Consider the following 13,413-nt stretch of genomic DNA (forward strand, 5'->3'; position numbering starts at 1 on the left):
CCTTTCGGCATGATTGACGTTCACACCTGGTACACCACCGTGCCCGGATGGGTCCGACCGAAGGTGAGGGCACGGTGTTTGAGAATGGAGCCCGATGGCCGAGGCGGAACCATCTACATCACTCCCTTTCGATTTCCTGCGTACCGTCGTCGCGCAGGCATCCGGTGACTCCCCGCCCACGCGCATGGCTGTCGAGGCGATACGTACGGCCCCGGATGGCCAGGTCCGGGACAGCCTGCTCATGGCACTGCTCACGGGACCACTCGCACCATCCGCACCCGAGTGGCTGTTGACCATGGCGGTTGACAGCGATCTGAAGCGCGAACCGCGACCGTATACGACGACCGATCACATGCAGTTGACCCGTGTCGCCCTGTCCCACGCGGCCTGCTCGGACGAGCACCGGGCGCAGTACTTGCAGGAGTGCACTGATGCGCAACTCGCTGTGCTCGGCAGGAAAGCGGGGGGTGCAGCGCTCATCCGCGCCGTAGTTGCCGAGCTCCACCGCCGCTCGCCAACAGGTGTGACCATCGGCCCCGAGCTGCTGAAGGCTCCGACGCCCGCCCAGGTCGTTCTCGGTGAGAGCGACCTGCACGAGGACGTGTTCGTCGCAGCTCTCGACTGCCTACCCTGCGGGCCTGCCGCGCATGACGGCGAGGAGGACGTCGAGGTGTGGTTGGAGCGCCACCGTGCCGCATCCGACGCTTGGGACAGCTTGTGGACCGGTGTCCTCCGTGCGCAGGCTAGGCATCACCGACGCCTGCTGACCTGGTCCGCGCAGCGCCCCGCCGCCGATCGCGTGGTGCGAGAGCACCTTCTCGGCTCCTTGCCGTGGCTCGTGGAACCCGCCTTGTTGGAGGAAGTCGCCACGCGCGACCTGGACTCCTTCGCGCGCGCGGTCCTCGTGACTCGGATTTCCCGGTCCTGCCGGGACGGGCTGACACCTGTGCAGGCGCGGGAGCGCTACGCCGACGAACTGTCGGCTTCGTCGCAGGAGGAACGGGATTACGTAGAGCGATTCCTCGACGAGGAAATGCAGTCGGGGTACCTCCAGTCCATGGCCTGCCGCTCCGCTGTCGCCTGGGTGGAGCGGGCAGGCAAGCAAACCTGGCGGTTTCTCCTCAACCCCGGCGAGGCTCAGCATTTCGGCCGCCCCCGGGAATGGCTGGCGCCCCAAGACCTCCTCGCCGCCCTTGGCACCCGGTTCGCCGCCATCTCCCTCACTGCCCTGCGCCTCTGGGAACCCGACACCGATTCGCGCTACCCGACCGTGCGCGACCTCTGCTGGCTGCAGGCAATGCTCCTGCACCTCCCCGAAATCCCTGATGAGGCGCGGCAGAAAGCACGTCTCGTGGTGCAGGAGAGCAGGCGGGCCCTGTCGGCCTGGTCCCGCACGCACGGCTATTCCCCCAGCCATTCCGCATGGGAGCAGAGTCAGCGGACCAAGGAACAGATCAACACCATTATGCCGCTCGTCACCGATCCCGCCCCCGCCCTGCCTGGTCGACGCACGGCTTCCCTCGGCGCCCCGCAAGACGTCGGATTCAAGAAACTCGCAGACGCCGACGAGGACGTTCTCGTCGCCTACCTGGACCGGCACACGGGCAACGACACGCTCGTCGAGGAGGCCCTGCTTTCCTTCGCCGCCCGCTCCTATCGAAAGTCCCTCACCTTCGACGACGTACTGACTCGCCACTCCGCCCCGCAGCAGGCACTGCTTGACCTCACGCTGCACCTGCGCAGGCGCCTTGGCGGAGGACCCGACCTGCGCCGAAGCTGGGTCGAGATCATGCTGGCCCGGCCAGAGTGCCCTACGGGGCTGCTCCGGCTGCTGCCCGCCTGGTCGGCACTAAAGGCCCGCGGCCAGCGCTACGACACCACTCATCCCGCAGTCGCCGCCTACGTAACCGAGATGCTCGGAGATAGCGACGCGGCGTGGCAACAGTTCGCAGCGAGCCCCATGTCCCACGCCGGCCCGGGCGCCTGGCATCGGCTCGGCGACCTCCTGGACGCGGCAGTGGAAGGGACCGCATGGCCGACGCCTCCGCCGGTACGATGACGGCAGCCATGTCGATCAGTCTCAGCCTCGTAGAGATGAATCCCGAGCGCCCCACCAAGTGGTGGGCATCAATGGTGGGGTCCGGGTGACTAACTCCTCGGGAGCCATCTGGGAGCCAACCCGCTCCCCAACCCCCTTCGAGGCCACCCGAGACCACCCCACCCCAACGCTCTGACCAGGCCAAACAGCAATCCGGCCGGTGGCAGCCCCCACCGAACCTCGTTCGGGACGAAGAGGTCGTGGGTTCAAATCCCGCCACCCCGACAGTGCAGCAACAGGTGAGGCACCTACGGATTTCCGTAGGTGCCTCACCTGTTGTGTTGTGCGTATCCACCTGCGTCACTGTCGCCATGGCGCCCGCTTAAAGATGCCGTCCAGACCACCGCACCGGTCTGGATCACGGGCCGACGACCTCTGCCGGCACAGTGGTCCTCGCCGGTACGGTCCCGCCAGGACACTGTAAGGGGCAACGGGGGTTCGGGATGTTCGTCAGCGTTGTGCGCCACGTAGGACGGAAGCCCCTGCACCAGCACCTGGTCGCTGGCCGGCCTGGAGCTGACCGCTCCGGTGATTGGCTGGGGGGCGGTTCTGATCGCCTTGAATGTCATTGCTCAGCACAATGCGCCACAGCCGTGGTCCGGGGTGATCAGCGCAGCTGTCCCGCCGTGTTGGATCATCCCAGCCGCTGCCAGCTATCGGCGCAGCCGCGCGGAGAGCGAGGGCGCAGACCAGTGATGCCCGTTCGGTACAGCGGCGAGGGCTACTCGATGCTGTCGACGACCAGCCCGTACTTGCGCTCAAGGTCGAGATCACTTCGTCGCGTCGCACCGGCGTCGTTCGGGTCACGCTCGGGGTGGTGCAGCGTGATCGTCAAGTAGCGGCGGTTCGCGTTCGGAGGACGCGACCAGGTTCCCAGGGCGTCCCGGCGTTGCAGCACTTCTTGAACCACCTCGCCGGCGTTGCGGCTGAACCCGCCCGGGTTCAGCGCGACGCGGTGGCAGGCCAGGTCGCTGTTGTCCTGGGAGTACCCCTGCCATCTTCCGTCGTCGTAACGCTTCTCAGGTCGCAGCACGTCGAGCAGCTGGAAGGCGTCGAGCTGCTGATGAGTCTCGTAGGCCTCCCGCCCCAGCCCGTAGGCCCCCTGACGCACCGCGCTCGTGACCCTCGTGACGGACAGCGACGGGTCGGACGTGCTCATGTGGTCGTGCTTCAGGGCGTCGAGCCACATCAGCAGGGCTGCGATCTCGCTGTTCGTCAGGACATGCACCCATCCCTCGGTGAAGAACTCCCGTGGAACGCCCACGAAGGCCTCGGCGTCGGCCGGCACCGTGTAGAGCACGCCGGCCGCCGGTGTGCTCTTCCCGTTTTCGTGCAACAGGTCGAAGCCCTGCCGTCCCCGGCCAGGGCCCTTGGTAGGGCGTACGAGGTTGAGCCCTTCCAGTTTCTTGAGCCCCTGGGTTACTTGTCGCCGTTTGTTCGTGGCGACCGAAGCGCCCTGGATGCCAGGACCGCGGTATCTGGCGACGGTGGCGATCAGGCCCACCCATGACTGGTCGCTCTGTGGCGTCGGCTCCACCGGGTACGGGTTCTTCCACGCCCTGCCGGGCTTGGCGGAGCACTGGGCGGCGAACAACATCATCAGGTGCAGCTTGAGGGCGACCCCCTTGGGCGTGATCATGCGCGCCGCGAGTGGGCGCTCCTCCATCGGCAGAGGCTTCCGCTCGTCCTCCACCGGCTTGATCTTGGTGTTCCGGAGGTAAGAACGCCTCACGCGGATCTCGGCCGGCTGAAGGCCTTCCTGCCAGAGGCGGCGAGCCGCGGTCATGACGGCCGCCAGCTCACGGCCGCGCCGCAGCTCACGCAGCCGCGCCAGCCGAACCTCGACCTTCCCGTCCCTCGGTGGCAACTTCCCTCTCCTCAATGAACGCTACGGATTGATCCTCGTGTCTGCCTAGCTGCATCTGCTTCTTCAATGTCAACTTGACGCTCATGAGGATCAATCCGTCCCCAACTTTACCCGTTGCAGCGCAAGTTGGAGGCGAACCTGGAGGAGAACACAGGAGGCGAAGCCCAACCCGTCTCCTGCCGTGGATGGTTACGCCGACGCCAGGGCAGCCGGGCCTGGCAGCGAGGGGGCCCTGGTGTCGGCGGTTCTCAGAAGAGGAGCTTCTCCATTGAGCACTGTCGAACGTACCCCAGCACAGGGTCAACGGCACGACCGCCCGGTTGCGGAGGCCGCAGCAAGCGGCGGTAGCGCGCTTGCCTGGGTGCAGATCGGGTTCTCCACTCTGTGTGTCGCCGCAGGCGCGGTGATCGGCCTGACGGTCAGCGTGCCGCTCGGCATCGCGATCGCCACCGCCTCCGCTGGATGGCAGGTCACGGTGCACATCCGTAGGTGACCTCGCCGAGCCGCGGCATCACGGGGCCCGCCGGGCGCGAGGGACCGGCGGGTTCCGCCTGCCCCGGGCTCGGCGGGTGGTGGTTCCGTGAGGGGCGGGGACGGTGGGAGCGAGGGGCGAGCGGTGGGCGGCGGTCGCTCGGGGAACGTCGGCGGGTCGGGGTCGTGCGGTGGGTGGGGTTCAGTCGCCGACCGTTCCCGCGTTCACGTGGCGGCCGTGGGTGGTGTCCACCACGATGGGGATGCCGTCGGGGACGCGGCCCTCGAGGCGGGTGAGGAGGGACTTCAGCGGAGGGAGGTCTCCGGGGATCAGGACGTGGATGTGCAGCGTCCGGGATCGGGCGTCGACGCCGGTGACGGAGGCGCCCGGGGAGTCGGCGAGCCATTGCTCCTCCGCGTCCTTGGTCCGGCCGCTCCACGCGTTGAGCAGCAGCGTGGCCGCGGTGTCGGCCGTCAGCCAGGTCCTCGGTCAGTTCGTCCAGCGAGCGGCGCTGCGAGGCCGGCAGCACACGGGCCAGAACCTTGCTGGTCATGCCGTCCAACCAACAACGCTGTGCGGGGGTTGCGGTGGTAGGACACGGGCGGGGGTCCACGGGGCCCACCCCACGGGGCCCACGGGTCCCGGAGCCCGTCCCCGTCCCGTCCCCGTCCCGTCCCCGTCCTCATCCGTCCCCTTCCTCGTCCCGTCCCCGTCTACGCCGCCCCCCTCACCACGCCCCCTGGCTACCCTTCACGCGTGACCACCGAGTTGACTCTGCTGTCCCGTGTCGCCTGTCGTGGGCGGGAGATCACCGCGCCCCGGTTGCGGGGGCTGCTGGCGTTGTTGGCCGGGGATCTGCGCGGTGGGTGCAGTACCGGGCGGCTGGTGGAGGGGCTGTGGGCGGAGGAGGAGTTGCCGGAGCGGCCGGGGAAGGCCGTGCAGGTGCTCGTGTCGCGGTTGCGGGCGCAGGTGGGGGCCGGGGTGGTCGTCAGCACGCCGACCGGGTACCGGCTGGCGTTGGGTGAGGAGCAGGTCGACAGTTCCGCGCTGCTGCTGTTCGAGGCCGCGTGCCGGGAGCGGGCGCGGGCCGGGGACCACCCGGGTGCGCTGGCGCGGGCCGAGGCGGGGCTGGCGCTGTGGGACGGGAGCCTGGGGGCCGCGGCGGGAGAGGAACTGCACGATCCGGTCGTCGCGCTGCGCGCCGACCGGGTGAAGGCGTTCCGGTCGCTGGTGCGGTTGCGGGCGCTCGCGCTCGCGCGGACGGGCCGGCGGGAGGAGGCCCTGGCGCCGCTGGTGGAGCTGGCCCGGGCACTGCCGCGGGACGAGGAGGTGCTGGCGGAGCTGCTGCGCTGCGAGGCCGGCACCGCCGGGCGGGCCGCCGCGCTGATCCGGTACGACGGTTACCGCCGCCGGCTGCGGGAGGAGCTGGGGAGCGACCCGGGGCCCGGCCTGCGGTCGCTGCACCAGGAGTTGCTCGCGGCGGACGCGCCGCCGGTGCGGCACGGCGTGCCCTACGAGCCGAACCCGCTGCTGGGGCGGGACGCCGACATCGACGCCGTCGCGGGGCTGCTGCGCGACGCCCGGGTGGTGACCGTCATGGGACCCGGCGGACTGGGCAAGACCCGGCTGTCCCACGCGGTGAGCCGGGCGGCCGAACAGCCCGTGGTCCACTTCGTCACCCTGACCGGTGTCACCGCCGACGCCGACGTGGCCGGCGAGGTCGCCTCGGCCGTCGGTGCCGGGGACGGACGGCAGTTCGCCGGCGGCGCCGATCCGGTGAGCGGCGTCGTCGCCGCGCTGGGGGCGGGGCCGGCGCTGCTGGTGCTGGACAACTGCGAGCATGTGATCGCCGGCGCGGCCGATCTCGTACGGGAGCTGGTGTCGCGGTCGAAGGAGCTGCGGGTGCTGGCCACCAGCCGGGCGCCGCTGGGGCTGTCCTCGGAGTCCGTGTACGCCCTGCCCGAGCTGTCGCTTCAGACCTCGGTGGAGCTGTTCGAGCAGCGGGCGCGGGCCGCCAGACCCGGCGTGGAGCTGCCCGCCGCGCAGGTCGCCGAGATCTGCCGCCATCTGGACGGGCTGCCGCTGGCCGTGGAACTGGCCGCGGCCCGGGTGCGCGCGCTCTCCGTGGCCGACATCGCGCGCCGGTTGCAGGACCGTTTCGCGCTGCTGCGCGGTGGTGCCCGCGACGCGCCCGAACGGCACCGGACCCTCAAGGCCGTGGTCGAGTGGAGCTGGAACCTGCTGGAGAGCGACGGCAGGGCGGCGCTGCGCGCGCTGTCGGTGTTCCCCGGGGGCTTCTGCGAGGACGCGGCGGAGCGGGTGCTCGGCGGGAGCGGGGACACGCTGGGGCTGCTGGAGCAGTTGGCCGACCAGTCCCTGATCAAGGTCGGGGACGGTCCCGCCGGGGTGCGCTTCCACATGCTGGAGACGCTGCGGGAGTTCAGCGCCGCCCGCCGGGCCGAGGCCGGCGAGGACGAGGGGGTGACCGACCGGTTCCTCGCCTGGGCGCGGGACTTCGGCCGGGCCCACCACGACGTGCTGTTCCGCGGCGAACCGCTGCCCTCCTGGAACCGGGTCCGCGCCGAACAGGACAACCTCGTCCTCGCGCTGCGGTACGCCCTGGCCCGCGACGACGGGCCCACCACCGCGGCCGTCACCGCCGTGCTGGCCTGCCTGTGGGCCACCGACTCCCACTACGCCCGGCTCGCCTCGCTGGCCGCCGAGACCGGCGGGCCGCTGTCCCACTTCCGCCCCGGGCCCGAGGACGTGGAGGCCGCCCGGAGCGCGGCCACGGTGTGCGCGGCCAGCCTCTTCATGGGCCACGGCCTGCACGCCGTACGCCAGCTCGTGACGCTGCGCCGGCTGCCGCCCGCCCCGCCGGACACCGTGGTCCGGGCCGTGGCCGTCGTCCTGAGTGCCGTGCCGGAGATACGCCCGCCGCGGTTCACGCGGCTGACGGAGCTGTGCGACTCCGACGAGCCCGTGCTCGCGGGCGTCGCGTCGGGCGTCGCCAGCTACGTGTGGCACTCCCGGCACGAGACGGAACGCGCCCTGGAGTGCGCCCGCCGCATGCTCGACGCCCTGGAACCGCTGGGCAACCCGGCCATGCGGCTGCTCGCGCACGGGCGGATCAGCGATCTGTGCCTCCAGGCCGAGCGCGGCGACGAGGCCTACACGCATCTGCGCGCGTCGCTGGACGCCCTCGCCGCCGGCGGGGACTCGGCGGACCTCATCGGCGTCCGCTGGGGGCTGGTGCTCGCCTGTCTGCAACGCGGGGAGCTGGAGGAGGCCGAGTACTGGCTGGGACTGGCCGTCCTGGACCAGCAGCCCGAGGCCTACACCCCCGAGCTGCCGGCCCGCGCGGAGATCGCGCTGGCCCGGGGCCTGACCGAGATCGGGCTCGGGCTGTGGCGCCGGGCGGTGGAACGGATCCGGGCCGACAGCGCGCCGCGCGCCGGTGATCCGTTCGTGGACATGTGGGCGCTCCAGGTGCAGTCGGCCGCCCTGGCGGCGCACGCCCAGCACGGCCGGCCGGAGCCGGTCGCGGGCCTGGCCGGGCAGTTGCGGGAACGGCTGCTCGGGATGCTGTCCGCCGTACCGGGCGAGGGTTCGTCGCCGGTGGAACTGCCCGCGTACGGCACGGTCGTGCTCGCGCTGGGGCTCGCCGGTCTGGCCGCGGGCGACCGGTCGGCCGTACGGCTCGTGGCGCTGTCCTCGCGCATGCCCGTGGTACGGGAGTACCCGACCCTGTCCGCGGCGCGTTGCCGGCGGTACGCGGAGAACGCCGACCGGGCGGCGTACGCCGAGGCGCTGTCGGCGTACGCCGCCCTGGGGCGGGAGGCGCTGTGGGCCACGGCCCTGCGTGAGGTCACCGCCCTGCGGGAGGTCACCGGCGCGGCTCGCGGGTGAACCGGGCCCTGGACCAGAGGTAGCCCAGCAGGGTCAGGCCGGCGGGCCAGGCGAGGGCCAGCACGGCGTTCGCGGTGCCGATGCCGCTGCCCGTCAGCAGCCCGCGCAGGGTCTCGATAGCCGGGGAGAACGGCTGGTACTCGGCGAACCAGCGGAACCAGCCCGGCATCAGGTCCACCGGCACGAACGCGCTGCCCAGCAGGGGCAGCACCATCAGCGGCATGCCCAGGTTGCTGGCCCCCTCGGCGTTGGGGCTCACCAGGCCGATGCCGACGGCGATCCACACCAGTCCGAGGCTGAACAGCGCCAGCAGCCCGGCCGCCGCGATCCACTCCACGAGCGTCGCGTCGGGACGGAAGCCGATCGCCACGCCGATGCCGAGGACCAGCGCCAGCGCCATCAGCGTCTGGATCACGCTGCCGATCACATGGCCGATCAGCACGGAGGCCCGGGAGATCGCCATGGTGCGGAACCGGGCGATGATGCCCTCGGTCATGTCGGTGGCCACGGACACCGCCGTGCCGAGCGCGGTGCCGCCGATCGTCATGAGCAGGATGCCGGGCACGAGGTAGGCGATGTAGTCGCCGCGGTCGGCGGGGCCGCCGCTGATGCCGGCGCTCATCACGTCACCGAAGACGTAGACGAAGAGCAGCAGCAGGATGACCGGGGTGAGCAGGAGGTTCAGGGTCAGGGAGGGGTATCGGCGGGCGTGCAGGAGGTTGCGCCGCAGCATGGTGAGGTTGTCGCGGAGGGGGTGGGCCTGCCGGGTCCCGGCGGTACGGGGCCGAAGGTGGGTGGCGCTCATCGGAGGGTCTCCTTGCCGGTGGGGGCGGATGCGGGCGCGGTGCGCGGGGCGGGGATGGAGCCGGGGGCAGGGGTGGTGCCGGGGTCGGGGACAGGGCCGGGGTCGGGGGCGGGGTTGCCGGTCAGGGCGAAGAACACGTCGTCCAGGTCCGGGGTGTGCACGGACAGCTCGTCGGCCTCGATGCCGGCGGAGTCGAGCCAGTCGAGGATGGCGCGCAGCTCGCGCTGGCTTCCGTCGCTGGGGATCTGGAGGACCAGCGCCTCGTCGTCGCGGGTGGTCTCGCGCAGTGCGGTCGCCGCCCGTTCGTAGGCGACCGGGTCGGCGAAGCGCAGCCGCACATGGCCGCCGGGGACGAGCCGCTTGAGTTCCCCGGCGCTGCCCTCGGCGACGAACCGGCCGCCGTGGAGCACCGCGATGCGGTCGGCGAGCTGGTCGGCCTCCTCCAGGTACTGGGTGGTGAGGAAGACGGTGGTGCCGCCGGAGACCAGTTCGCGGATGATCTGCCACATGGTGTGGCGGGAGCGCGGGTCGAGGCCGGTGGTCGGTTCGTCGAGGAAGATGATCCGCGGGTCGCCGACCAGGGTCATGGCGATGTCGAGGCGGCGCTTCATGCCGCCGGAGTACGTGGACGCGGGCCGCTTCGCGGCGTCGACCAGGTCGAAGCGTTCCAGCAGTTCGGCGGTCACCCGCCGGCCCTCGGCACGGGTGAGGTGGTTGAGGTCGGCCATCAGGAGCATGTTCTCCTCGCCGGTGATCAGTCCGTCCACGGCGGAGAACTGGCCGGTGACCCCGATGGCGGCCCGTACCCGCTGGGCCTCGGCGGTGAGGTCGTGCCCGGCGATCCTCGCCTGCCCGGCGTCGGCGGAGATCAGGGTGGACAGGATGTTGACCACCGTGGTCTTGCCCGCGCCGTTCGGTCCGAGCAGGGAGAAGATCGTGCCGGCGGGGACGTGGAGGTCGATGCCGTCGAGGACGGTCTTGTCCCCGTAGGACTTGCGCAGCCCGGTGGCCGCGATCGCGAGTTCGTGTTCCGTCGTCGTCATGCCCCGAAGCTTGCGGCCCGGGGGGTTCAGTACGGCTTCAAGGCGGTTTCAGTCCGCCCGGCGGGGCTCCGGCCGCTGAAACCGGGGCTTCGGGCCGCGGGAGGCTCCGGACCGCCGGGAGGCTCCGGACCGCCGGGAGGCTCCGGACCGCCGGGAGGCTCCGGACCGCCGGGAGGCTCCGGACCGCCGGGAGGCTCCGGACCGCCGGGGGGGCTCCGGGCCGCGGGGCAAGGCCGGGGCTCCGGGTCGCTGGGACCGGCGGGCAAACTCGGTGGCGGTGCAGGGGGCCGGGGGCCGACCATGTGACCCATGACCGAGCGACCAGCACGATGGACCGAGGCGACCGTCTACCCCGACATGTGGACCGACCCGGACAAGGACCCCCGGAACTCCGAAGGGCCGGGTCCCGACGGTGAGCCGGCGACGTTGCAGGACTTCCTGACCGGCTACCGCATGACGCTGCGGATGAAGTGCGAGGGCCTGACCCCTGAGCAGCTGGCGCGGCGGTCCGTACCGCCGTCGACCATGTCCCTGCTCGGCCTGATACGGCATCTCGCCGAGGTGGAGCGGGACTGGCGCGGCTGGCTGGGGGACGGTGATCCGCTGCCCAAGCTGTACGGCGAACCGGACGGCGACTTCCACGGCGCGGTCGGTGAACAGGCCGTGGTCGACGCCGCGTACGCCGATCTGGAGCGGGAGCAGGCGGCCACCGACGCGGCGCTGGCCGAGTACCGGGATCTGGGTGAGCGCCTGCCGAAGGACGGAACCTCGGTGCGGGAGCTGCTGGTGCACCGGATCGAGGAGTACGCCCGTCACTGCGGGCACGCCGATCTGCTGCGGGAGTGTGTGGACGGGCGCGTCGGGCAGTGAGCGGAGCACGGGGCCGGGCGCGGGGCGGGCCGCAGGCCGAAGGCCTCCGCGACGGGTGTGTCGCGGAGGCCTTGGCTACGGCGGACGGCCAGGGTTCGGGCCCGGTCGTGATGTCCGTCGTGCGCCGTGCATCGTGCGTCGTGAAGGGACGCTGCCCGGTCGTCAGTCCGTGATCGGGACCTTGCCGTTGGGCCGGGCCTCCTCGGTCACGGACGCGGGCGACCGATCGGTGACCTTGCGCAGCAGCTCGGCGAGGTCCATGCCCGTCGTGGAGTTGAGCAGTTCCATGCCCTGGGCCACGTTGTCCGCCACCGCGCGCGGCAGACGGCCCGCGCCGTCCGTGGAGATCACCGTCATCTTGTCCACGGACGCCAGCGGTTCCGAGGCCTTGGCCACCACCTGCGGCAGCACCTCGACCAGCATCTGGAGCACCGCCGCCTCGCCGTACCGGTCGAAGGCGTCGGCCTTCTTCTCCATCGCCTCGGCCTCGGCCGCACCCTTGGCGCCGATCGCCGCGGCCTCCGCCTCGCCCTCCAGCCGTACCGCCTCGGCGATCGCCGCACGCCGGGAGCGCTCGGCCTCACCCTGCTTCAGGCCCTCGATGGCCTGCGCCTCGGCCAGCGCGCTGCGGCGCTGCTTCTCGCCCTCACCGGTGAGGCGGGAGCGCTCGGCCTCGGCCTGGGCGGCGGCGATCTCGGCCGCCCGCTCGGCCTCCGCCTGCTTCACCCGGGCCACCCGACGGGCCTCGGCCTCCTGCTCGGCCGCGTACCGCTGGGCGTCGGCCGGCTTGCGGACCTCGGTGTCCAGCTGGCGGTCCTTCAGGGCGGCCTGGCGCTCGGCGACCTTCTCCTGCTCGGCGAGGATGTCCTGCTGGCGGGCCGCCTCCGCGAGCGGTCCGGCGGCGTTGGCGCGGGCCGCGGCCTGGTCGGTCTCCGCCTTGATCTCGGCCTGCTTCAGGTAGAGGGTCCGCTGCGCGACCGCGATCTCCTCCTCGGCCTTCAGCCGGGCCTGCTCGGCGGCGCGCCGGGCCACGGCCTCGGCGATGTCGGCCTCCTGCTTGGCCCGCGCCGCCTCCGGGCGGCCCAGGTCCTCCAGGTAGGAGCCCTCGGTGGTGATGTCCTGGATCTGGAAGGCGTCCAGCACCAGGCCCTGCCCGGACAGGCTGGCCTCGGCCTCCTCGGCGACCTGCCCGGCGAAGGCCGCGCGGTCACGGATGACGTCCTCCACGGACATCCGGCCGACGATCGCGCGCAGCGCGCCGGACAGCACCTCCTGCGTGAAGCCGACGATGCCGTCCTGCTGCATCAGGAAGCGCTGGGCCGCCGCCCTGATCGCGTCCTCGGTGCCGCCGACCTTGACGATCGCGACACCCTCCAGGTTCGCCTTGACGCCGCGCAGCGTGACCGCTCCGCGCACGGCCACCGGGATGTGGCGCGAGGACAGGTCGAGGCTGAACCGCTGCTGCACGAACGGCACGACGAACACGCCGCCGCCGACCACGACCTTCTGCCCGCTGTTGTCGGTGACCACCCGGCCGGTCTCCGGGTCGGTGGACTTCTTGCCGCGCCGGCCGGTGACGATGAACGCCTCGCTCGGACCGGCCACCTTGTACCGGCTGACGACCACCAGCGCGAGCAGCACCAGGAAGACGACCACGCCGATGACGGCGATGACGACAGGACTCATGCACGTGCCCCCGAATCGGGATCAGGAAGAAGGAACAGCAGAGGGGGGACCGTCTCAGCGGTCGACCGGGCGCACCACGACCGACGTCGGCGTCGGCGCCGCCTCCACCCACACCTCGGCGCCCCGCGGCACCGGTCGCTCGCTGCGCGCCGCGCACTTCAGGGGCTGACCGGCGAGCCGGAGCAGCACCTCGCCGAAGCCGTCGGCGGGGATGGCGGTCACGACCTTGCCGGGCGTGCCCAGGAGGTCGTCCCTGGTGGGGGTGACACTGGTCTGGTCCCGCATCAGCACCCGGCTGAGGCGGTACGTCAGCCAGGCCGCCCCCACCCCGGACAGCGCGCCGGCTCCGGCCGCCCCCGCAGGCCCGGCCCAGCCGCTCCCCAGGACGATGGCTCCCCCGAATCCGGTCATCGTCAGGAAACCGGCGATGACCGGCAATGACAGCCATCCGTCGAGGACGCCGTCCAGCGCGCCGTCGAGCACGCCGTCCAGCAGTCCGTCGAAGATCAGCGACAGGGCGAGCAGCACGACCCCCGTGATGCCGAGCCCGAGAAACCAGGCCATGCGTGCTGTCCCCCTCTCGCCCGTCGCCGAGCTCCGATGTTCTGGATACTGACACCGGCGGGAGAGGAGCGTCATTGCCGTGTTCCGGCAATCTTTACG

9 protein-coding genes are annotated in these 13,413 nt (G+C 71.7%); 4 read left to right on the forward strand and 5 right to left on the reverse strand.

From position 1 onward, the window contains the following. Positions 1-94: 94 nt before the first annotated feature. Positions 95-2,059, forward strand: a complete 1,965-nt coding sequence (locus ACZ45Q_RS08740; RefSeq protein WP_468256933.1) for a hypothetical protein — start codon at positions 95-97, stop codon at positions 2,057-2,059. Positions 2,060-2,819: 760 nt separating this feature from the next. Here ACZ45Q_RS08740 and ACZ45Q_RS08745 read toward each other — a convergent pair. Continuing rightward, positions 2,820-3,965 carry a hypothetical protein gene (locus tag ACZ45Q_RS08745; protein WP_468256936.1) on the reverse strand — a complete coding sequence of 382 codons (1,146 nt, stop codon included), beginning with the start codon at positions 3,963-3,965 and terminating at the stop codon, positions 2,820-2,822. Between the two features lie 268 nt (positions 3,966-4,233). Here ACZ45Q_RS08745 and ACZ45Q_RS08750 point away from each other — a divergent pair, with 268 nt between their 5' ends. Further along, positions 4,234-4,458, forward strand: coding sequence for a hypothetical protein (locus ACZ45Q_RS08750; protein ID WP_468256938.1), 225 nt, complete (start codon positions 4,234-4,236; stop codon positions 4,456-4,458). 735 nt (positions 4,459-5,193) lie between these two features. Next, positions 5,194-8,346 (forward strand): ATP-binding protein, encoded by a 3,153-nt coding sequence (locus ACZ45Q_RS08755; protein WP_468256941.1) that lies wholly within the window; start codon positions 5,194-5,196, stop codon positions 8,344-8,346. Here ACZ45Q_RS08755 and ACZ45Q_RS08760 read toward each other — a convergent pair. Further along, on the reverse strand, positions 8,324-9,151 hold the full coding sequence (locus ACZ45Q_RS08760) for an ABC transporter permease (protein ID WP_468256944.1): 828 nt from the start codon (positions 9,149-9,151) through the stop codon (positions 8,324-8,326). The two genes, ACZ45Q_RS08755 and ACZ45Q_RS08760, sit on opposite strands and share 23 nt — an antisense overlap. Beyond that, positions 9,148-10,194: an ATP-binding cassette domain-containing protein gene (locus tag ACZ45Q_RS08765; protein WP_468256946.1), complete on the reverse strand. Its 1,047-nt coding sequence runs from the start codon at positions 10,192-10,194 to the stop codon at positions 9,148-9,150. The genes ACZ45Q_RS08760 and ACZ45Q_RS08765 overlap by 4 nt, the downstream gene beginning before the upstream one ends. Before the next feature lie 309 nt (positions 10,195-10,503). On the opposite strand from ACZ45Q_RS08765, the gene ACZ45Q_RS08770 reads away from it, so the two are divergent. Further along, entirely contained in the window at positions 10,504-11,064 is a 561-nt protein-coding gene (locus ACZ45Q_RS08770; RefSeq protein ID WP_468256949.1) for a DinB family protein, read from the forward strand. Between the two features lie 162 nt (positions 11,065-11,226). On the opposite strand, the gene ACZ45Q_RS08775 is transcribed toward ACZ45Q_RS08770, so the two are convergent. Continuing rightward, the gene (locus tag ACZ45Q_RS08775) at positions 11,227-12,750 is read right to left on the reverse strand and encodes an SPFH domain-containing protein (protein ID WP_468256952.1); all 1,524 of its coding nucleotides are present in this window, start codon (positions 12,748-12,750) and stop codon (positions 11,227-11,229) included. A gap of 54 nt (positions 12,751-12,804) precedes the next feature. Continuing rightward, positions 12,805-13,314, reverse strand: coding sequence for a hypothetical protein (locus ACZ45Q_RS08780; protein ID WP_468256955.1), 510 nt, complete (start codon positions 13,312-13,314; stop codon positions 12,805-12,807). Positions 13,315-13,413: the final 99 nt, after the last annotated feature.

It is taken from the genome of Streptomyces sp. NPDC031049, from assembly GCF_055571015.1.